This is a genomic window from Desulfovibrio cuneatus DSM 11391 (assembly GCF_000430005.1).
Classification (GTDB): Bacteria; Desulfobacterota; Desulfovibrionia; order Desulfovibrionales; family Desulfovibrionaceae; genus Frigididesulfovibrio; species Frigididesulfovibrio cuneatus.
Map to the genome: position 1 here is coordinate 90,012 of NZ_AUCY01000014.1, position 20,618 is coordinate 110,629.

Consider the following 20,618-nt stretch of genomic DNA (forward strand, 5'->3'; position numbering starts at 1 on the left):
ATCAATGGAGAAAGGCAGAAAAGGCACAACGCAGGAGCCTGAAACAGGTTACTGTGCACGGTGAGCGGGTATATTGGGTGCTGCGGCATAGGCCTGCCACAGCAAAAATGCGCCATAGAAAATTAACGGGAGGGAAAGCACCATGCCCATGGTAAGAAAATTGAACGCAACATACCCCAGGTGGGCATCCGGCTCACGGAAAAATTCCGCTGTGAAGCGGGCAAGGCCATAGCCCATGGCAAACACACCGCTCACTGCCCGCCTTGGCCGGGGGGTGGAAGAAAACCACCACAGCACTGCAAACAGCAACAACCCTTCCCCCACAGCTTCATAGAGCTGTGAAGGATGGCGCGGCAATGGCCCTGCCCCAGGAAACACCATGCCCAAGGGGGCTGTGGTGGTGCGGCCCCACAGTTCTGCATTCAAAAAATTACCAATTCGCCCAAAAAAAAGGCCGGGGGGCACCAGGGGGGCCACAAAATCTACCACCTCAAAAAATGGCCGCTTCATGCGCCGTGCCCACAGGGCCATGGCAATGAGTACGCCCAACAGCCCCCCGTGGAAGGACATGCCCCCTTCCCATATGGCAAAAATAGAGGCTGGGTGGCTGAGGTAGGCAGAAAGGTCGTAAAACAGCACATAGCCCAAACGCCCACCCAAAATAACACCGCATATACCGTAAGTAAGCAGGTCTTCGAACCGGGCCGGAGTCATAAACGGGTGCGTTTTAGAACGCTGCCTGCCCAAAAGCCAAGCAGCGAAAAAACCAAACAGGTACATAAGCCCATACCAGCGAACGGCAATGGGGCCAAGGCGAAACGCCTCTGGGGAAAATTCAGGGTACATTAGCATACGGTATAATACCAGCAGAGCCGTTACCAAGCAAGAAAAGAGCAATGGGGAACCCCATGCTCTTTTTTACGCCATGCTGCATGAACCATAAGGAAAATGCGCTCAGTAACGCCTGAAACAAAAAAACGGGGGCCACCATGGCCCCCGTAATGCAAGTGAAACTGAATCAGGTAATCTTAGAATTCGTACTTGAAGCCAACCTGAGCTTTCCAAGCGTCGTCGGAATCGCTCTGGAAGTGGTTCTTGATCAAGTCGAGGTTGATGTAGCCCATTTCAAGGTAAGCAGCCAGGTTTTCGTAAATCTGGTACTTGTGGTCAAAGTTAACTTCCCAAGCGGCGTCGCCGGTGGTCAGGTACAGTTGGTCAGGGGAATAGCTTGCTGCCCAGCCAAAACCGTTACGAGCCAGGTCGCGGTCGTTGGTACCTTTGTAGTAAGCAACACGCAGGGTGTGGCTGAGGTCTTCAATGAAGCTCATGTTAGCCAGTTGTGCGCCAATGCCCCAGGTGCCCATGCCAGTGGTGCTAGCCACAGCGTTGTCGCCGCGGATGTCGCTGCCACCAAAGCCGAAGGAAGTGGGGTTAAAGCCGCCGTCTGTGCCAACAACGGGCATACGACCAAGCTTTGCGTGACCATCGCGCTGGTCGCCAGCGTCGTCACCAGTGCTCCACCAGCCGAACAGGCCAGCAGTTGCCCAATCCATTTTGTAATCAAGACGTGCGTCCACGAACCAGCCACGAGCACGGATAGTGTCGCCACCATCAGCATTCTCGAGGTCGCTCATGCGGCCGTACATTACGTCCATGCCAAAGGTAAGGGGATCGAACATGGTCAGTTCGAAGCCTGTGCCCATCCACCATGCAAAAGCACGGTCATTTTCCTGAGTCATGTACCGACGGGAAACGTCAGCATCGTTCAGGTTTGCACCGTTGAACAGGTAGTTGGCATAACCAGAAGAGTTGCCCACGTTGGCCATCACTGTCCAGGGGGTCACTGCCCAACCTTCGCCAGTAATGGGGGCCACAAGGCCGAACATATCCATGCTGTCATCAAGACGACGACGGCCATCGTTATCAGAGTAACGATCTGCATACGCGTCGAAAGGACGTGCCCAGAAACCTGTCAGAGCAAACATGTCGTTAAACTTGTAGCTAGCAGTAATAGCTGCTACGTCAGCGTCAAACATGGGGTTGCCAAAGCCGGTAGCGGAAGGCAGAGCCAGGCCCTGGATACCCATGCGGATGGACAGATCGGTGTTAGGCACGATCCAGTCAATGTACGCACGTTTGGTTTCAATGTTCACGCCGTCAGCATCAAGTGCGCCGCCGGAACCGCCACCTGTGTTATTGGCATTAGTACGGCCCCAGTTGGTGTCGCCAATTTCAAACATCAATACGCCCTGAAGAGCTTCAGAAGCGATGAAGTTGATTTGGGTACGCACACGCTGGCGAGCAATGAAGTCCTGGTGAGCGCGGTTGCTTTGAAAGCCACCGTTTGTACCGTTCTCATAGCTACGGTTTGCGATGTTTTTGGCCCAGCCAAAAGCAAATTCGAACTGACCCTTGGCCTTGATGTCCACGGCCTGGGCAGCGCTAACAGCACCAAAAACCATGGCAGCTGAAAGCAGAAGTGTTGATAAACGTTTCATACATTCCTCCTTTGTTAAGAGCATGAAACAGGTGTGAAAAAGCAATAGCGTGTGTTGTCCTGTTTGGCAAGTAAAAAGTTTAATTTTTTTTACTTCATTGCCGGGCATATTATTGTATTTTTATTTTTAACCAATAAAAACACATTAATAGACTCATTTTCCCCGTTTTTTGAGCAACTCGAGAAAAGTCGCAATTTTTATACAGGCCACAATATGCGCCATTGCAGGGAATTTATTCCGGCACCAACGCCTGAAAAACGCCTTGGTACTCTTTTGCATAAACTGTACCTGCCAAAGGAAATGCTGGTATTTTTCCGGTGCAAAAATGGTTTGGTATAAGAATTTGCACTTTGCACCCAGCGTGTATGTAGGGGAAACAGGCCCAAATACAACCACCATATATTTTCATTTCCAGTAAATGCCCGCAGCAAAATCCGCTACAGCACAAAAAAACACCGCCAGAACAATGACGTTCTGACGGTGTTTTGGCAGGCTAAAAGGGCTCGTTAGAACGGCTCATTACCTAAGAGTAGTGGCCCCCACTGCCTGCTCCATAAAATGCCGCATGCTTATGCTGGTTTCCATGCGTTTTTCCCTGGCAACATAAACAAGGGGCACATGCAGTGTGCGGCGCGTTTCCCCGGCAAATACTGTAAGGGTTATGGCGCGGTCGGTTACGCTGGCTTTTTCAATGGCGGAAAAGGGAATGTACACCAGGGGCTGGCACAGTACCGGAGCAAAGGCCAGCTTGTCTTCCAGCACATAAAAATAGGCCCGGCTGCGCATGGCTGTGCCCACAATGTACGCCTGCACTGCCAAAAAAACACAGGCTGCTGCAAAAATCTGCTTTGCCAGGATGGCAAAAAATGGAAGATACAGGCTGCCCACACCCACCACCACCAGCATAACAGCGCTGAGCAAAAGCAGGCCGCCCTGGGCATAATGCAAAGTGGCACGGCTGCGCGTGGGGGGTGTCAATGTTTTTTCAAAGGCTGCGTACTGGGCTTCATACTGCGTAAAGCGCAGGCCCCAGGCAAAAATAAGGCCCACAGGAAAATACGGGGCGCAGCCCACAAGCCCCACCGCAAGAGCCACGCGAGGAACCCATAACACAAGGGCAATGGAAAGGGCCTGCAAACCAAGGCCAAACCACAGCACAAATTCCACCAATGAAAGCAGGCGCACTGCCAGTGCCCCTGGCATAGTATCAATGAGGGTATGGAACAGGCCAAAGGAAAGCATGGCTGCATACAGCAGGTTCAGGGCAATGCCGCCAAGCAAGAGTGGGTGCATTTTTTTCATAAGGGTTCCTTGGGTATGGCTGATTACAATGTCTTGGGAGCTACCGCAGGCGCTTGTATAAAAAATTCCCGGTGGACTGAATAACCTGCACCAGCACAATAAGCAGCAGAATACACCATATGGTGACATCGGTTTGAAACCTGTTGTAGCCAAGGCGGTAGGCAAGGTCGCCCAGGCCGCCGCCGCCCACTGTGCCTGCCATGGCAGAATAGCCCAGCAAGGTAATGGCCAGCACGGCAATGTTCAGCACCAGGGCAGGCATGGCTTCAGGCAGCATCACCATAAAAATGGTTTGCCAGCGGCTGGCCCCAAAGGAGCGGGCCGCCTCTACCACGCCTTTGTCCACTTCCAGAAAGCTCCCTTCAATAAGCCGCGCAGCAAAGGGGGCTGCCGCAATGGTCAGGGGCATAATGGTGGCGGTGGTGCCAATGCCCGTGCCCATAACAAGGCGGGTAAGGGGCATTATGGCTATTATAAGAATAATAAAGGGCAAGGAACGCAGCAGGTTCACGGCCATGTCAATGCTGCGGTAAACCCGGGCGTTGGGCCGCAAGCCATGGGGGCCTGTGGTTATCATAACCACCGCCAGCAAAAAGCCAAACACCAGGGAAAATACGGTGGAAGCGGAAACCATGTACACAGTTTCCCACAAGGCCTGGAACAAATCGTCACGTATGGCAAGGTAGGAAGCCTGCACCGCCTGCAAAGCAGCCATGAAGGTGTTGCTGTTAGCTGGCATCGTCCATTACCTCCCAGAACAGCTTTTTTTCCTGCAAATAATTCAGTACTTTTTCGAGGTGTTCATCATCTACATTAATAATAAGGAAGCCGCGTACATCGTCCACATAGCGTTCCAGCTTGCCACCCACAATGGCAAAGTCCACATCCAGGGCACGGGCCATGCGGGTTATCACGCTATTCTGGGAAATTTCCCTGGGGAACCACATGCGAATGTTGGTGCCGCCGGGAATAAGGGTAAATTCATCTTCGATGAGGGTTTTCACATTGGGGGTGGGGGCCAGAAAAAATGCTTCCGTTTGCCCAAGCCCCTGGCATTCCCCGCCATCCAGCAGCAGAATGCGGTTGCACATGCGCTTTACCACTTCCATTTGGTGGGTCACCATTATAATGGTCAGGTCAAGGCTTTTGCGTATGTTTTCCAGCAATTCAAGAATGGTAATGGTGGTACGCGGGTCCAGGGCAGAAGTAGCTTCATCGCACAGCAAAATACTGGGGGAAAGGGCCAGGGCCCTGGCAATGCCCACACGCTGCTTTTGCCCGCCGGAAAGGTTTTGCACCCGTTGGTAGGCTTTGTCAGTAAGGCCTACAAGGTCCAAAAGTTCCAGCACCCGGCGCTTGCGTTCCTGGGCAGGGGTGTGCCACACTTCTAACGGAAAGGCCACGTTGTCAAACACATTTTTACGGGCCATCAGGTTGAAGTTCTGAAAAATCATCCCCATGTCACGGCGCAGGGTTTTAATGCCTTCCCTGCCTAGCGCCGCCACTTCCTTGCCCATAACTTTTATGCTGCCCCCCTGATAGCCTTCCAGGGCATTGAAACAGCGTAGCAGGGTCGATTTGCCCGCCCCGGAATGACCAACAACACCGAATACCTCGCCTTTTTCTATGGTAAAGTTGAGGTTTTTCAGTACGGTCACGCTGCCGAACGATTTTTCAAGATTCGTCACTTCAATCATGCTGCCTGCCTGCGGGAAATGCTCAAAAACAAAATAGTACCCATTGGGCAACGTCCTCACATTCTAAATCAATGCTGTCCGGCTAACAAGCTGGCAAAATTGCTCTGCGTAGCGTGTCGTTTGCCTTTATAATCACCTCTTTTTGCCTCACTTTTGTATTGCAATACATGACAGAGAACAAAAAGGTAGCCAGACACGAGTAATCCTAAATACAGTTTGTTTGTACACGACAGCGCTATAAAATACAACCTGCGCAAGGCAGTGCCGCCTTCGCAGTGGCTTTCAGTGCAAGGGAACAATCAGTTATATTTTTCACTATCATTTGGAGCAAAACTTTTATATACTTTTCCCCATGTTTCTAGGGCTTGCCAAAGCCCCACCCTTTACTACTTAACCCTTTAATCTGCTGAGAACTCTCTCACACAATGGCCCACCATGAAATCAACAACTACATACGGATTGCGCTGGCTGTCGTTACTTCTCATCGTTATTGTTGCCACAGTGGCCTGGTTCCAGCCTGCCCCAGCAGGGCTTAAGCCAGAAGCATGGCACACGGCGGTTCTGTTCATTGCCACTATTGTGTGCATTGTGGCAGACGTTTTACCCATTGGGGCCATTGGTATTTTGGGCATTACCGCTTTTGCCCTTACCTATGCTTCCGGGGCAGCCTCGCCCGACAAAGCCATTCAGGCCGCGCTGAGCGAGTTGAATAGCTCCATTATCTGGTTGATTGTGGTGGCCTTTATGGTGGCCCGCGGCTTTATTAAAACAGGGCTTGGCCGGCGCATTGCCCTGCTTATGATACGCCTGCTTGGCAAACGTACCCTGGGGCTGGCCTATGGCCTTGCTGTGGCAGACCTTATTCTTGCCCCAGCCATGCCCAGCAACACCGCGCGCTGCGGCGGGGTTATTTACCCCATTGCAGACTCCCTTGCCCGCAGCTACCAGTCTTTTCCTGAAAATGAAAGCCGTTCTAAAATAGGGACATTCCTTATTATGTGCATCGGCAATATTAACGACACCACCGCTGCCATGTTCATGACAGCCTACACAGGAAACCTGCTGGCAGTAAAACTTGCAGCCAACGCCGGGGTTGCCATTACCTGGGGAAGCTGGCTTGCAGCTTCTGTAGTGCCCTGCCTTGTTTCCCTGCTGCTGGTGCCATTGTGTGTGTACTGGATTGCCCGCCCGGAGATTCGCAACACTGCCGACGCCCCGGCCATGGCCCAGGCAGAACTGCACAAGCTTGGCCCCGTAAGCCGTTCGGAATGGCTTATGCTGCTCACAGTGGCTCTTTTGCTGGTACTTTGGATTTTTGGCGGTATGCTGGGCATAGACCCAACAACCGCTTCCTTTGTGGGTCTTTCCTTTTTGCTGCTCACCGGGGTACTTTCCTGGGACGACATTAAAAAAGAACAGGGCGCATGGGACACCCTGGTGTGGTTTGCAGCCTTGCTGATGATGGCAAACCAGTTGAAGAACCTCGGCTTTATGACCTGGTTTGGCGACCTTGTGGGAGGTAGCCTTGCCCATGTTATGGGCGGCAGCAACTGGATTTTCATTATGCTGCTGCTCAATGCCGCCTATTTGTATGCCCACTACTTTTTTGCCAGCGGCAATGCCCAAATTGTGGCCCTGTATTCCGTATTTTTAAGTGTTGGCATAAGCCTTGGCATTCCGCCAGCCCCCATGGCCTTCATGCTGGCATTTTCCAGCAGCCTTTCCTGCTCCCTTACCCAATACACCCATGCCCGCGGGCCCATTTTGTATGGCGCCGGGTATGTGCCCACATCCGTATGGTGGCGCACCGGGTTTGTGGTGAGCATTTTGAACCAAATCATCTTCTTTACTGTTGGTTTGGTGTGGTGGCGTATGCTGGGACTGTTCTAGGGAAACGCGCAGTCATTCATTTGGACTTCGCTTCTCGTTTTTTTAAGGCGGGGCAGGACATAAAAGTCTTGCCCCGCCTTAAAAAAACTCGTGCCTTGCCAAACGACATAACGGCGAGTTTCCCAAATACCAGTTATTCAGAATTTACTGGTACAACAATTTACGCTACTTGCGTCTGCTCCCTTTTTGCGGGGAACCATCACCAGGCCTGAACGCGCGTTGCCTGGGCTCTTGTTGTCTGGGTTCGTGTGGCCTTGGCTCGCGTGGCTTGCCATCACGTGGCCTGCCCTCGCCCTGCCCCTGTTCACTCCTCACGTGCTCACTTTCCGTCTGTTCCCACTGTTTTTTCCCGGTCTGCTTGCGCCCTGTGGGTGCGCCTTCCCCTTGCCTGCGTTCATCCTTCCCAAATTTTGGCCTGGAGGCTGGGCCAGCATCAGGCCGTGTATTTGGCCTAGGAGCAGGTCTTCCCTTGTCTGTACGGGAAGATTCTTCCTGCCATGCACGGCTTCCTGCATGGCCTTTGGCAAAAGGCGCTTTAGGGGCTGTTGTATAGGGCCGCTGGCCACCTGTATCGCCCTCACCCTCAGGGTCACGCGGTTCGCGTCTAGGCACAAAGGGATTAGTGGGTTTTGCCAGCAAAGCGCCGCTTTTTCGGTCGCGCTGAGGGCGCTCCCCTGGGGCAAAGGGCAGGGGCACGGCTTCCACCACGGCACCGGAGTGGTAATAGCGGGCGTCCAGCAATAACGTAAGACCATGTTCCCCGCAGCTATAGCGGCCTGGGTACTGTTCGTCCGGCAGGCGGATGGGGGCAGAAATAACCCGCAAAGGAAAGGGCGTGCCCGGTTCCACTGGGGGCCAGGTGGCGGCACCCCGCAACCCTTTTGTACGGGGCTGCTGGGCGGAAGGGGCAAACTGTTCTGGCTGCATGTGGTCTTCTTCCTGCAATTCCTCGTACAGCGCCTCCAGTTCATCCAAGGTTTCTGCATCTTTCCCTTTACTAAGGCCGCGGCCCACCTTTTCTCCCAAAAAGAAACTTATAGCCAAACTTTCCCGCTCAATACCTGCCCGTTCCCCCAAGCCATGCAGCGCTTTCGGGGCTGCCTCCGCGGGCAGGGTAAAGTGACACCAGCCTGTGTAGGTGGGGCCATACCCTTCGCGTTCACGCCCTGGTTGCATGGGGCATGCTTCGGCATGGGTGCACGGTGCCAAGGGGGCCACCCCTGCTTCCAGCAATCCCTGCCGGGCCAGAGTGACCATTTTGCCACCAAGGCGGGTGCCCGGTTCCACCAGCAGCATGGTGCCGCCGGGAACAAGCTTGCGGGCGGCAAAGCTCATAAGTGAGGTGGTGGCATCTTCCAGGGTGCCTTGCTTGGGCGCTTGTAATTCGTTCAACACGTTGCCCGCCATAATGCAGGCTGCGGGGCGTTCCAGCCCGGCAATAGCTTGGCGCACAGGGGCCTTTTGCAGCGTAAAGCGCCAAGGGCTTTGTTCCCCGGCCAGGTGGCGGAACACGCCAAGCCCCACTTCCATGGGGCGTGTGGTCACGTCGGTACACACAAAATGCAAAGGAATTTCCCGCAGGGCAGGCAAGCTGCACCACAAGGCCAGGGGCAAAGTAAGGGGCCCGCTGCCAAGGTCCAGAATCAGGTCGTCTGCTTCCAGGTGCAGGGGCAACCCCGGCAGCAGGCAGGAAAGGCGGAAGACGTTCCATGGCATAAAAAAGTGCATATACGCAGAAAGAAACCGGGGCGCAGCCCAATAGGGCTTGTGCAGGTTGCCCCGCTCTGTGGTGAGCATGCGGGAAAGGTCGCGCACGGCAAAAGGCAGGTCGCGCTGGTGCCCACGGGGAATGGGGCGCACAGCCTTTACGGCGTACATCAGGCGGTCCAGCACGGTTTGGCTTTGTGCCGAAGGAGAAAGCAAAAGGGAAGAAGACAAGGTATGCTCGATTCTACGTTAAGGTGAAAAAAACTTGCGTGCCGCAGGAACGCGCTGCGTAAACGACTTTTGGGATAGCTGATTTATTCCACGTGTTCCCACCAGTGGGAAAACGTTTGGGTTGTGTCGTGCAGCAGCACCTTTTGCCCAATCATGGGGGTAATAAGCCGAATCCCTTCATGGGGCAAATGGACTATGGTTTCCAGGGGCTCTTTCCAGGGGTGGTAGCTGATGTCAAATTTACTGGTATGGCCGGGGAAAAGGGTTCTGGCACCAAGGTCCACAGCGGCCTGCATCACTTCTTGCGGGTGCATGTGGCTGTAAGGCCAGCGTTTGTCGTACTGGCCATTTTCCAGAACAGCCACGTCCACCCCGCCAAATTCTTCCCCAATGGCGGCAAAATGGGGGCCATAGCCACTATCCCCCCCCAAATATACCACCACCCATGGGGTTTGCAATACAAAGGAAACCCACAGGGTGGGGTTGCCGCATGCCCCCCGGCCGGAAAAGTGGTGGGTAGGCCGGCAATGCACGGTAATGCTACCCCGAAGAGCCAAAGAATCGTGCCAGTCCAGCTCCGTGATACACTGGGAAGAATAGCCCCAGTGTTCAAGGTGCGCCCCCACCCCAAGGCCGCACACAACAGCTTCAACCTTATGGCGCAAGGCCCGCAGTGTTTCGTAGTCCAGGTGGTCCCAGTGGTCGTGGGTTATAAGCAGGCAGTCTATTTCAGGAATGTCTTCCGGGGTATAAATGTCTGCCCCGTCAAACGCTTTGGTGAAAAAAGGAAAAGGGGAAGCGGCCCCACTAAACACCGGGTCTACTAAAAACCGTTGCCCGGAAAGTTGCAAAAAGTAGGAAGAATGCCCAAACCACACCAGCACATCTTCCTGCCGGGACAAATTGTGCAAATCAGTTTTCTGGCTGGGCATGGGGCTTTCCGGACGGGTGTTTTTACGCTTGCCCAAAAAAAAGTCCCGGTAAATGTGCCATTCACTCACGCCTTCGGCAAGGCGGCCCCGGTCTGTTTCATTCTGAAAACGACCCTGAATATAATTGGGTGAGCGCTGAATGCGTGCCAACCGCTCCCCACGGGGTGCTTTTCCAAAACTTGTCAAACGCGGGTACAGCCGATACAGCACCAACGCAACAAGGAAAAAGACTAGAAAAAAAGACATAACATTCCGTGGGTTATGCAACAGGATGAAAAAACAGCACGTGCCTTTGCCAAGCAGGTTTCTTTATACCACAGCCCACCACACAGGGGAATAACTAATAAGGCACACCCCATGCCATGATGGAGTGTGCCTTATTAGTTATGTTCCGTTTAAAGCACTAAGAGGTCAAGTGCTTTTTTGAAACGCTCAGTTTTTCGTTTGGCAAGGCACGAATTTTTCTTGAAGCAGGAGTGGACTCTTCTGTCCTCGACTGTTTCAAGAAAAATGAAGTAACGAAGCCAAACGGAACAACTCAGCGTTTTAAGCTATTTTTTGAAGTAGGAAGCCAATTCCAGGCCAGCCACCCGTTCTTTCGTGCCAGCCTTGAAGGCACGGCAACAGCCGGGGGAAACTTCATCAATCAGCAGTGGTTCACCGGCTGCGTCCAGCCCCCACTCTATTTTAATATCCCATAAATCAAGCCCGCGTTCTGCAAACATGCCACGAATGGCTTGCAGGGTGCGTTCGTTCAGGGGCAACAGTTTTTCCATGGTGGCAGCAGGCACAATGCCAAGTGCCACAAGGGCAGAAGGCACAATGGGCGGGTCGCCTGCGGCGTCATTTTTCAAGGTTATTTCAAACACCGGGTTTGGCAGGGCCATGCCGTCATAAGTGCCAGCTATCATGCTATAGCGGCGCAAAAAGCTGCCTGTGCACACCCAGCGTGCTACCCATTCCAGCCCAGGGGTGAACAATTTCCCCTTTTTCACTGTCATGGTAAGTTTTTGCAAGTCGTAATCCACCAAATGGGTGTTTGCCACGCCCTTTTTCTGGAGCGTTTCAAACAGAACAGAGGTCATGGCGAGGCAAGCCCCACCCTGACCAGGAGCAGTGTCTTCCGCCACTGTATTGCCGCCTGGGTCAATTTCCCCGGCGTCATTTTTGGTTACGCGGTCAGTAAACTGCAACAGCAGTGTTTCTGGACCAGCTTCGTAGACATCTTTTGTCTTCCCTCGATACAGCAGTTGCATTGGATAGCTCCTTGCTTTTGTTACCAAAAAAAATCTATACGCCCAATAGGCAGCATGACACAAGTGCCTATTTACGGAAAATTTTACGCCCCCAGCCTGCATCACAAACATATAACCGTAATATCAAATTGTTAGGTGCTGTCTTTGGGCATAAAAAAAATCTCATTTTTTTATGCCCAGTACACCCTTTCCTGCCACGCCTTCATTGCCCACTTTTTGCATTACCCAGCGGCAGGGGCAACATGTTCCCCAGTGCAGCCAGAAAGGCTGGTAGCAGGTTGTGTGCAAAGACAACGCACGGGGCTGCCTTCCCTTTGCCCCATTTCAAAGGATATTCCCATGGGACAGTTGACCCAATAGCCCTTTATGTGCCAGTATTCACAAACGCTTGTACACCCATTCTCCGATGCCCTGTAATCCTTCCCTTACCACATGCCTTTTGACCAGCACGAGCAAGCACTATGCATAACACCCATTCCTTTTATTTTGATAAACAAGACTACGCCCTGCTTGCTGTTATCAACCGTTTTTTAGACCGCGATAACCAGGTAACCGAAGAGCACGCCCGCCCCTTTTTCCACACCAGCCTGCACCCCCACGGCATCAAGGAACTGGCGGTTTCCCAGGAAATTCGCGTGGCCTATGCGGTTATCAACCTGCTGGATTCCCTTGAGGCAGGCCAGGCCAAAGACAGGCTTGCGGCCCTGCGTTCCCTGCATGAAGAAGTGCTTTCCACCGGAACGTCCTTTCGCCACAACACGGGGCGCGTGCTTATCCAGCTTATGAAAGACCTGGTGCGCGCCCATGGTAATTATTCCAAGCAGCTTTGCCTTGCCCACGACTTTCGCAAGGCAGCCTCTGGCAAAAGGCGCATTATTCGTTCCCTGCTGCGCCGCTACCACCTGCTGGAAATGCCGGAAAGCTGGAACCAACTCAGCTTTGACCACCACGTACACGACGCCAACACCAAGGGGCGCAAATCGCCTACCCACCTGGTTATGGACGCCTGGATCAAGGGCATTCGCCAGCTTGACGTGGTGTACTACAATTTTATTGAACCTGTTGCCATGGAAGAATTGCTGCACGCCGCAGACATTGTGGGCATCAAGGTACGGGTGGGGGTAGAATTTCAGGCCCGCTTCCGGGGGCGTTATGTGCAGTTCATCTGGCAGCCCAGGGGTTTTCATTCCGTGCGAGAAATGCGGGCGTTTATGGAAGAAAAGCCCATGCGCCACCTTATGCGCATGGGCAAGGAAGCTTCACTTTACCACCACCAGTATGTCATGCGCCTGCTGGAGCGCTACAACGTGGCGCTGCGCCATGAAATGGGCCAAGAGCTTGGCCTTGCCCTGGCCCCCATTGAAGAGAACGAAATTCTGGCTTTTGTAGGGGTGGGGCAAACCTCGCGCACCCACCTGGCAGAACTGATTTTTCTGCGGGTGCGCGCGGCCTTGCAAGCGGCGGAAGAAGCCAGCCTGCACACCCAGCCCCAGCCAGCCAGCCCCCCCAATTATGCCGTGGCCGAAGCACTTACCCCAGACAGTATTATTGATGTATGGTTTTCCCTGCACAAGAACCCGGACATTGAACTGCCCCTGATGGTCACAGACGGGCAGCATGTTCCTGAAATAATGCGCCTTTTGCCCACAACCCTTATTGATTGGCTCACTTCCATACACACGCCCTGCCACATTATTCTGAACCTGAGCCAGCTCACGGCAAAAGATGTGCTGGAACTGCTGTATGAATGCGATGGGGCTATCAGCCACTTAGAGCTGTTCAACCTGAAGAACTTTCTGGCAGGTTCCATGCCCCACGTGCGGGAAATAAGCGCCCTGCATACGGCCATTAATGAAGGCAGCGCCGTTGCCTTGAAGCGCCTTATTCGCACCATGCTCAAAGAACTGGACGCGGAAAACACCAAAGATTCGCAGGAACGCAGCGTGATTTTTCAAGAAATACTGCGCAACATCCCCCGCCTGCAAAACTATTACACCACCACCCCCCTGGGGGTACGCATTGGCAGCGACTCCACAAGCCGCTATTCCCAAAGCCTGGGCATGGGCTTTGCCTTTTCTGAAACACTGCCACCCAAAGCCAGAAAAGAACTGGCAGCCACAAAAACACCCCGCCGCCCCATTCCCCTGCACATGGACGTGTGCGAGCGCACCACCCACTGCCCCAAGCGCTACAGCTTTATGGGCAACAAGGTGGCCAGTTTTGTGCGCACGTTACCCCTGCTGCGCCACTTCAACACCCGCAAGCAGGAAGAATGGGTGGAAAAGGAACGCACCTGCCATTACCAGGAGCCGGGCAACATCACCCCCCTTGGCGGCATAAACAAGCCCCCCACCCTGCATTCTTCCCACAAAGACCAGGGCCTTTCCTTTGGCTACCTCAGCACTAACTGGCAAAATGTGCTGAAAGTGGCCTTTGGCTTTTTCCTTACGGCAGCCACCTTTGCCTACACCCAGTCATGGTGGTTTCTGGCCTGGTTTGGCCCCATCATCTGGTTTGCCATTACAGGCCTGCGCAACGTGCTGCAAACCATGCTGGGGGCCGGGGGCATTAAGCGGTCCCCCCTGCTGCGCCTGAACAACTGCATTAGTTGGTCGCGCATTGCCGACTCCCTCATGTTCACGGGCCTTTCCGTGCCCATTCTGGAACTTGGGGTACGCAAGCTTCTGCTGGAATGGGGGTTTGGCATAAACTCCACCAACAGCCCTGTCCTTTTTTTTACGGTTATGTCCCTGGTGAACAGCGCCTATATTTCTTCCCACAACCTCATCCGGGGCCTTCCGGCGGAAGCCGTGGTGGGCAATATTTTTCGCAGTTTTCTTGCCATTCCCCTTTCCGTTTTTTACAGCGCCGCCCTTGGCTATTTATTTTTACTGGCTGGCTGGGGCACCCCGGAAGAGCTGATTGTGCTGCAACAGGGCGCTTCTGTTATTTCCAAACTTGCCTCTGATTCCGTAGCCGCAGTTATTGAAGGTTTTGCCGACAAGGCAGAATATTTACGCATGCGGTATTGGGATTATAACGGCAAACTGCGCCAACTGTTTGCCGACTATTCCCAGCTGGACCTGCTGCTGCCGGAAGAAGATACATCTGACTACCTGCAACGGCCCAAGGTGTTCTTGCAAAGCGGCGCAGAAGAAGTAGCCGAGCTGGAAAAAAGGCTGAGTATTACGGCCCTGGACTTGCTCTATTTTTGGATGTACCAGCCCCGTTCACGAGTAACCCTTGCCCATGCCCTTGCAAGAATGAGCAGTGACGAACGGGAAATTTTTGCCAGCACCCAAATGATGCTGCTGCGTGTACAGGAAGTAAGCCAAATGTTTGTGGACGGCCTGACCGGGCTTGAATTTGCCAAGCCCCTGGCCTTTTACCTGGAAAAACATGAAGAATATTTACACGAAATACAGCGGTTACTGCGCAGCTTACCCCCGGTGGCCTAATAGCAAAGCCTGGGCACTTATTTTGCAAGCATTGCCATAGCCTGAAAGAATACTTATTATAGTTCTGGGCAACTTGGCAAAACAGAGCAACGCACCGTTTGGGAGAGAATATGACAACACAGGTCACCTTGGCATTGCCACTGGGAAAAGAGGTACAGGTACATGTACCTCCCAACTGTCATATTCACTTTCTTTTTTCCATGGAAGAGGTGATGTTCGAACGGAGTGGCAAAAATTTAATCATTACAGCAGAAGATGGCGGCCATATTATTCTTGATGGTTTTTTTGGCTTTGCCCATGAAACAGAAATGCCTGTGTTTGTTTTGCCCGGCGACATTTTGGTGGAAGCCAAAGACTTAATGCCCCTGATAGACAACACATTTGAATCATTCCGGCCCAATGGCGCACCCTGCCTGCTGGGGGATGCTGCCCAGCCTGAAGGATTGCACACTGAGGCCGCATTGCCGCATGACGCTGTTCCCGGCTACCTGCCTCAGGCCGCGCCGCTGCACAACTTACCCCACACATCGGACAGCCAACCGCAGCCCTTGCGCTTTCAGGACGTGCTGGAAGACGACAAACCACACGAGAACCTGTTCCCCCAAAGCAGTGCCGAACTGCCCCCTAACGGCGCAGAAATTTCCCTTTCCCAGCAGGAACACCCTGTAAACGCGGGTGAACAGCCTGCGGGTGAGGCCCCCCTTACGGGGGGAGCCCATGCGGAGCAGCACACGCAAGGGGGGCTTGCCGCCCAGCCTGTGGGCACGGAAGAAGAGGCGTTGCATGCGTTGTTGCAACACCAGTCTATTGTGGGGTAGACCCCATGTGACGGTTTTTTTAATAAGTGGTAATATGTAATTTTGTGCGGCGGGCCGCCGTGATAGAGTTCATTAGTCTTTCAGCTTGGAAGTATGGAGTACGCTTATAATCTCAACTGTAGCAGAATTTACTTTGTAAACCAAAATGTACGAGAGCTTAGGTAAAACAAGCTCACGTGTTTCTTTGATTTCACTTGGCTTTCCTGAGAGGGGAAAATTTTCAAGTCTTGCTGTTGCGCTAAAAAGACTCGTTACAAGTTTTTGACCTGTTTCTTCGTCTTGCTCGTCGATGAAGTATTGAAGAATGCTTCTGAGGTCTTCCTGTGCCCTTAACGCCCATTTAATCAACATGAAAGCCCATGCCCCGAACCATTTCTTTTACTTCTTCATGGGGAACTGTGCGCCCTGCTTTCAGGTCTTCAAGCCCCTGGTTCACTTTTGCTTCTAAATGGGTTCTGTAACTCACATAGTCTTCAATAAGGTCTTTGAGAATATCAGAACTGGAGCAGTTTTTTTCATGGGCTATTTGTTCCAGCCGTGCGCGAATATCCGGGCTGACCTGAGTGCTTATACTCTGTAGTGGAAGCATAGGGTTTCTCCTTCTTGCTACATGGAAAATAGTGCTTTTGAAGTGATAAAGCAAGTAGGGGGGCGGGAGGTGTAATAGCACCGTCATCCCCGCGCAAGCGGGGATCCAGTATTTTCAATGTGATAGCGCGTAGTTTTATGCGGCGTGCCTCCGCCATGGCCTAAGCACTGTCATCCCCGCGCAGGCGGGGATCCAGTATTCTTAGGGAGTTAGGCTAATTTCTTGCGGCGCAAGCGCCACACCATTCCTCTTTTCTTGTTTTGTTTGCCGCTCCGCTTGGGTCAGGGGGCCCTTGTGCGGCCCCCTAACAACCCCACACCCTTGGGGCTCTGCCCCAAGACCCCGTTTAGCTCCCGGCCTGCGCTCAGTAGATTTGTTCCGCTCACTCGAAGACTCGTACGCTACACAAATATATTCGCGCAGGGAGCACACCGTGCAGGGCATGAGTAATGGGCGCTTATCGGTTGCTTGCTGGAATAATGCGCTGTGCCACAAAAGGTAACTGCCATAGATTAGGGAAGCGGGGAAAAAACACCGCACTTCGTGTGAGTAGGCGGGCGCAGCAAAGCGCACGTGGGGTAGGGGAAACGCGGAGAATTACCTGTAAGGTGCGGCGAAGCGCCGCGATAGCCCAATTCTTTACCCATTGCTACTGCCCTGGCCTTCATATATAGTCATGTGTATATTTACTCGTTGCCCTGCACCGCCAACTATCCGGGGGCCATATGCGCCGTATGTTGTTCTGCCTGTTCACCTTTTTTTGTATACTGCTTCCAGGTAGCCCTGCGCTGGCTGCTGCAAGTGCTGCCCCTGTGTCCCCGGCACCGGGTGATATCGTGGCGGAGTTTGTTTCGTGTTACTATGGTCAAGGGAGTGCCACTTGTGTTTTTTCAGAACCTGATGGCAATAATTTTACTATTCTCTTATGTGATGATGGGGAAAATAAGGATTTATGCGGGGAGATAGGAATATATTCTTCAACCTTCGACCCCTATGACGCCAATGCACGAGAGCAAAACCTTGGTAGGCAATTCATCATTACGCCTGAAAAAATACTGGTAGAAGAAAAAAATGGTGTTCCTCGCATCGACTGGCTAAGGCCCAGCGCTATTCGCCTTGACACCCGGCCTGGAATTCCCCGTAACACGCGAGTTTTGCCCTATCAAACTTTAGAAGGCACGGTGGAATGCGTAGAGGAGCCCATGTTTCAGATGTATTTTATAGATACTAAAAAACAACGGAATGTATTGTATGGTAAAATGGGCTTTGGTTCGGCGGGTCCCTTTTCAAGAATGTTTTGCCCCAATGCACCAGGTTATAATGGTGATGGGAGACTCGGCCCCTACCGCTTGCAAGGTGATATTGTCTACAAAGGAATAGAACCAGGAGTTCCTGAGTTTGAAGTGGTAAGCCCAGCTTGGAAAAATATAAGAAAGGCGACTGGAAAGAAGTGCCGCCCCCCGATTGGTAGGAATACAGAATACACTTCATGTAGTATTACATCTTATACCCATTTCAAATAGGAGCCTTCCATGCTGGTTGAATTTCTTGTTCGTCTTGCCATAAGCGTGCTTTTGCTGGTTTATTTTTTCTATTCCGGCTTTTTCAAGCAGGTTTCTGGACGACGTTTTATTCTGATGACAGTTGTGTTTTATACGCTAATCTATGGCGCTATATCATTTCTGACCGTTCCCCTTATCGCATTTGATAAAGAATATCTTTCATTTATTGGCACAGAATACCCTTCGTATGATTTCGTTGCCTTAATTTTAGCTATTTTTATCCCTCGGTTATTTATTTATAAAAAAACAAAGGATAATTACGTCTTTTTGCTATGCACATTTTATTTGTTTGTTATATGGTACGTCTTGTTCTTAACAATTTTCTGGGGCTCAATTTTATTGTACACGGCTCTTGGTATTGGTCTATAATCCATTCCACAAGCAAGTTGGAAGCAAACTTGCTTGTGGAATGGAAACAAAGCACTACAAGCTAGGAACAATGCCCTACTTTATTCAACTTCTAGTTTTTCTCCTTTTCGTTCCGCAATCTTTCGTGCCCTTGCAACTACATCGTCAACATAGTTTTGGCAGTTATAATTAATTAAGCGGTACCTTGTTTCACGTTGAAGGCCTTCATCCATACCATGGAATATTGCACCTGTTCTTGCGGGCGTAATTCTTTCCTGGTTATGCTGTTTGCTGCTCCCAAATTCTTCCTGCCACTCTTGTTCAAGTTCCGCCCTCGCTGCATCAATAAACTCTGCCTTGTACTTATTTCCATCAAAGTATTCATATTTCTTAAGTTGATCTTCATTGTCCTGAAAGGGAACAACACCCCCATTCTCTCCAGACAAACCAAAGTTATATCCATTATTTTTAATGAACTGGCGATGCTGTAGTTTGTTTTCTCCTTTACCGTACCCTGTTTCTCCCCCCCAGCCCTTCAAAGGCCGTTTTCCAATTACATAGTATTCCTTCCACTTGCTCTCTACTTTAATTTTTTCTACTTCTTTTACTTTGTCCCCAATGCGTTGTTCATTTCCCGCTGGGGAAAGTGTATTAGATGCACTCTTATCTTCATCATTTTGGTCAACGCCATTGCCAGCACTCTGCCCATGTGGGGCACCAAAGGGGTGCGAGATTCCTTTATGTGAAGCGCCGCCAGAGCTTGCCTCGGCCTCTGTAAAACGCAACCCCTGCGGGTCAATGCAACTCACAGGGTCATCCACGCAGTAGTCGTACAAATCCGCATCGCCACGCAGGTCGCGGGCCGGGTCTTGGGCGGTGAAGCGTCCGGTTTGCGGGTCATAGTCGCGGTAACCGAACCTGATAAAGCCTGTGTGTTCATCCACAAGGCCGCCCGCAAAACCGAGGGGGAACGACAGTTGCTGGAAGGAATCGTGGAGGACATTGCCAAAGCTGTCGTACTCTATTTCCTTCACCATGCGTCCGTCTTCGGTGCTCAGGGTGCGCACGCTGCCCACTTGGTCGGCCTCGATGTGCAGGAGCAGGGTGTCTGTAGCCCTTGGGTTGTGTGGTGCAAGCGCCGCATCAGCGTGTGTAAGAGCGGAATGGCATGGGATCGTGCGGCGTGCCGCCGCCCCAGACTGTTGTTTCTTGTTTTGTTTGCCGCTCCGCTTGGGTCAGGGGGCCCTTGTGCGGCCCCCTGACAACCCCACACCCACGGGGTTGCACCCCGTGACCCAGCTAGGCTACGGCCCGCGCTCAGGTAGATTTGTTCCGCTCACTCGAAGACTCGTCCGCTGCACAAATATATTCGCGCGGGGAAACCATCGTGCAGGGCATGAGAAAGGGGCGCTTATCGGTTACTTGCTGGAATAAAAGCCTGTGCCACAAAAGGTAAGTGATGCCCAGTAGGGAAGTGGAAAAGAAACGACAGTACTCCGCATGAGTGGGCGAGCGCAGCAAAGCGCGCGTGGGGTGGGGGGAACACGGAGAATTATCTGTAAGGTGCGGCGAAGACGCCGAGTTCATAGGATTGCAGGAAAAAAGACTGCAACACAACCATTGCCAGCGTAAAAGGTTTCATGTATTATTATATATACAATTTCCAGCAAGGAGCCTTTAATGCTCACTGAATTTCTTGTTCGCCTTGCCATTAGCGTACTTTTGCTGATCTATTTTTTTTATTCTGGTTTTTTCAAGCTAGTTTCTGTGCGGCGTTTTGTTTTGATGGTAGTTGTGTTTTTTTTGTTGTGCCTCAACGTTCCTGATCCTATAATCGATTTTTCAAAATCTCTATCTGAAAATTCTCTTTCTACAGAGTATCCCTATTATGACATTATTGCACTGGCTTTTGCTTTTTTGTCTTCTTACTTTTTTTTGCATAGTAACCACTTAAGCATATTGTATATTTTGCTAAACACATTTTTTTTAAGTGTTCTTTGGTATGTCTTGTTTTTAACCTATGCTGAATCTATGATTGTTTTATATACCATCCTTAACATTGGATTGTAACCTATCCCGCGTGTAACAAGCCATTTAGATTATGGCTTGTTACATGCGGAGTGAAAATGAAACACTATGGGACTGGGTGTAATTGCCTTGCGCTATTCTACCTCTAATTTCTCTCCCTTCCGTTTTGCAATTATTCTTGCCCTCGCAATTATATCGTCCATAATGGGTAGTGTCCAGAATTTTTCGCACATTTTGTAGCAGCCATGTGGGTTAGCTTTGGTGGCTTATACCGAAATCTCTTGTTTCATATTCATGTATCG

Annotated in this window: 17 protein-coding genes; 5 read left to right on the forward strand and 12 right to left on the reverse strand. The window is 51.8% G+C overall.

All coding sequences use genetic code 11. From position 1 onward, the window contains the following. Positions 1–48: 48 nt before the first annotated feature. The 6 genes from lgt to G497_RS0103740 form a co-directional block, all read right to left on the reverse strand. Positions 49–852, reverse strand: a complete 804-nt coding sequence (gene lgt, locus G497_RS0103710) for a prolipoprotein diacylglyceryl transferase (RefSeq protein ID WP_027187133.1) — start codon at positions 850–852, stop codon at positions 49–51. 176 nt (positions 853–1,028) lie between these two features. Beyond that, entirely contained in the window at positions 1,029–2,498 is a 1,470-nt protein-coding gene (locus tag G497_RS0103720) for an outer membrane homotrimeric porin (RefSeq protein WP_027187134.1), read from the reverse strand. Positions 2,499–2,651: 153 nt separating this feature from the next. Then, positions 2,652–2,897, reverse strand: a complete 246-nt coding sequence (locus G497_RS20040) for a hypothetical protein (RefSeq protein ID WP_156907905.1) — start codon at positions 2,895–2,897, stop codon at positions 2,652–2,654. 120 nt (positions 2,898–3,017) lie between these two features. Further along, positions 3,018–3,800 (reverse strand): hypothetical protein, encoded by a 783-nt coding sequence (locus G497_RS0103730; RefSeq protein ID WP_027187136.1) that lies wholly within the window; start codon positions 3,798–3,800, stop codon positions 3,018–3,020. 40 nt (positions 3,801–3,840) lie between these two features. Then, the gene (locus G497_RS0103735) at positions 3,841–4,515 is read right to left on the reverse strand and encodes a methionine ABC transporter permease (protein ID WP_034636504.1); all 675 of its coding nucleotides are present in this window, start codon (positions 4,513–4,515) and stop codon (positions 3,841–3,843) included. 13 nt (positions 4,516–4,528) lie between these two features. Beyond that, positions 4,529–5,497 (reverse strand): methionine ABC transporter ATP-binding protein, encoded by a 969-nt coding sequence (locus G497_RS0103740; RefSeq protein ID WP_027187138.1) that lies wholly within the window; start codon positions 5,495–5,497, stop codon positions 4,529–4,531. A 435-nt stretch (positions 5,498–5,932) separates the two neighbouring features. On the opposite strand from G497_RS0103740, the gene G497_RS0103745 reads away from it, so the two are divergent. Next, positions 5,933–7,387 carry a DASS family sodium-coupled anion symporter gene (locus tag G497_RS0103745; protein WP_027187139.1) on the forward strand — a complete coding sequence of 485 codons (1,455 nt, stop codon included), beginning with the start codon at positions 5,933–5,935 and terminating at the stop codon, positions 7,385–7,387. A gap of 165 nt (positions 7,388–7,552) precedes the next feature. Here the strand turns inward: G497_RS0103745 and G497_RS16610 are convergent, their stop codons facing one another. From G497_RS16610 to G497_RS0103760, 3 genes are all read right to left on the reverse strand, one after another. Next, positions 7,553–9,325: a small ribosomal subunit Rsm22 family protein gene (locus G497_RS16610; RefSeq protein WP_027187140.1), complete on the reverse strand. Its 1,773-nt coding sequence runs from the start codon at positions 9,323–9,325 to the stop codon at positions 7,553–7,555. Between the two features lie 83 nt (positions 9,326–9,408). After that, positions 9,409–10,503, reverse strand: coding sequence for an MBL fold metallo-hydrolase (locus tag G497_RS0103755; protein WP_027187141.1), 1,095 nt, complete (start codon positions 10,501–10,503; stop codon positions 9,409–9,411). 305 nt (positions 10,504–10,808) lie between these two features. Beyond that, positions 10,809–11,513, reverse strand: coding sequence for a phosphoribosylaminoimidazolesuccinocarboxamide synthase (locus tag G497_RS0103760; RefSeq protein ID WP_027187142.1), 705 nt, complete (start codon positions 11,511–11,513; stop codon positions 10,809–10,811). Positions 11,514–11,974: 461 nt separating this feature from the next. Here G497_RS0103760 and G497_RS0103770 point away from each other — a divergent pair, with 461 nt between their 5' ends. Then, complete coding sequence (locus tag G497_RS0103770; protein WP_027187144.1) at positions 11,975–14,971, forward strand: hypothetical protein; 2,997 nt, start codon at positions 11,975–11,977, stop codon at positions 14,969–14,971. Positions 14,972–15,183: 212 nt separating this feature from the next. Beyond that, positions 15,184–15,789, forward strand: coding sequence for a hypothetical protein (locus G497_RS0103775; RefSeq protein ID WP_156907906.1), 606 nt, complete (start codon positions 15,184–15,186; stop codon positions 15,787–15,789). Between the two features lie 72 nt (positions 15,790–15,861). Here the strand turns inward: G497_RS0103775 and G497_RS0103780 are convergent, their stop codons facing one another. Next, on the reverse strand, positions 15,862–16,140 hold the full coding sequence (locus G497_RS0103780; protein ID WP_027187146.1) for a type II toxin-antitoxin system RelE/ParE family toxin: 279 nt from the start codon (positions 16,138–16,140) through the stop codon (positions 15,862–15,864). Further along, a complete protein-coding gene (locus G497_RS0103785; protein WP_027187147.1) occupies positions 16,130–16,378 on the reverse strand; it encodes a CopG family ribbon-helix-helix protein in 249 nt (82 codons plus the stop codon). The genes G497_RS0103780 and G497_RS0103785 overlap by 11 nt, the downstream gene beginning before the upstream one ends. 725 nt (positions 16,379–17,103) lie before the next feature. On the opposite strand from G497_RS0103785, the gene G497_RS0103790 reads away from it, so the two are divergent. Both G497_RS0103790 and G497_RS0103795 read left to right on the forward strand, forming a co-directional pair. After that, positions 17,104–17,901 carry a hypothetical protein gene (locus tag G497_RS0103790; protein WP_027187148.1) on the forward strand — a complete coding sequence of 266 codons (798 nt, stop codon included), beginning with the start codon at positions 17,104–17,106 and terminating at the stop codon, positions 17,899–17,901. A gap of 9 nt (positions 17,902–17,910) precedes the next feature. Beyond that, positions 17,911–18,309 (forward strand): hypothetical protein, encoded by a 399-nt coding sequence (locus tag G497_RS0103795; RefSeq protein ID WP_027187149.1) that lies wholly within the window; start codon positions 17,911–17,913, stop codon positions 18,307–18,309. 80 nt (positions 18,310–18,389) lie between these two features. Here G497_RS0103795 and G497_RS0103800 read toward each other — a convergent pair whose 3' ends face one another. Beyond that, entirely contained in the window at positions 18,390–19,463 is a 1,074-nt protein-coding gene (locus G497_RS0103800; RefSeq protein WP_500683358.1) for an RHS repeat domain-containing protein, read from the reverse strand. Positions 19,464–20,618: the final 1,155 nt, after the last annotated feature.

What these genes read in the sequence shown, in the direction of transcription:
- G497_RS0103770 (WP_027187144.1), top strand. Translation starts at nt 11,975, where the DNA reads ATGCATAACACCCATTCCTTTTATTTTGATAAACAAGACTACGCCCTG.
- G497_RS0103755 (WP_027187141.1), bottom strand. Translation starts at nt 10,503, where the DNA reads ATGTCTTTTTTTCTAGTCTTTTTCCTTGTTGCGTTGGTGCTGTATCGG.
- G497_RS0103760 (WP_027187142.1), bottom strand. Translation starts at nt 11,513, where the DNA reads ATGCAACTGCTGTATCGAGGGAAGACAAAAGATGTCTACGAAGCTGGT.
- G497_RS0103740 (WP_027187138.1), bottom strand. Translation starts at nt 5,497, where the DNA reads ATGATTGAAGTGACGAATCTTGAAAAATCGTTCGGCAGCGTGACCGTA.
- G497_RS0103730 (WP_027187136.1), bottom strand. Translation starts at nt 3,800, where the DNA reads ATGAAAAAAATGCACCCACTCTTGCTTGGCGGCATTGCCCTGAACCTG.
- G497_RS0103745 (WP_027187139.1), top strand. Translation starts at nt 5,933, where the DNA reads ATGAAATCAACAACTACATACGGATTGCGCTGGCTGTCGTTACTTCTC.
- G497_RS20040 (WP_156907905.1), bottom strand. Translation starts at nt 2,897, where the DNA reads ATGGTGGTTGTATTTGGGCCTGTTTCCCCTACATACACGCTGGGTGCA.
- lgt (WP_027187133.1), bottom strand. Translation starts at nt 852, where the DNA reads ATGCTAATGTACCCTGAATTTTCCCCAGAGGCGTTTCGCCTTGGCCCC.
- G497_RS0103790 (WP_027187148.1), top strand. Translation starts at nt 17,104, where the DNA reads ATGCGCCGTATGTTGTTCTGCCTGTTCACCTTTTTTTGTATACTGCTT.
- G497_RS0103795 (WP_027187149.1), top strand. Translation starts at nt 17,911, where the DNA reads ATGCTGGTTGAATTTCTTGTTCGTCTTGCCATAAGCGTGCTTTTGCTG.
- G497_RS0103735 (WP_034636504.1), bottom strand. Translation starts at nt 4,515, where the DNA reads ATGGCTGCTTTGCAGGCGGTGCAGGCTTCCTACCTTGCCATACGTGAC.
- G497_RS0103720 (WP_027187134.1), bottom strand. Translation starts at nt 2,498, where the DNA reads ATGAAACGTTTATCAACACTTCTGCTTTCAGCTGCCATGGTTTTTGGT.
- G497_RS0103780 (WP_027187146.1), bottom strand. Translation starts at nt 16,140, where the DNA reads ATGTTGATTAAATGGGCGTTAAGGGCACAGGAAGACCTCAGAAGCATT.
- G497_RS0103775 (WP_156907906.1), top strand. Translation starts at nt 15,184, where the DNA reads ATGTTCGAACGGAGTGGCAAAAATTTAATCATTACAGCAGAAGATGGC.
- G497_RS0103785 (WP_027187147.1), bottom strand. Translation starts at nt 16,378, where the DNA reads ATGCTTCCACTACAGAGTATAAGCACTCAGGTCAGCCCGGATATTCGC.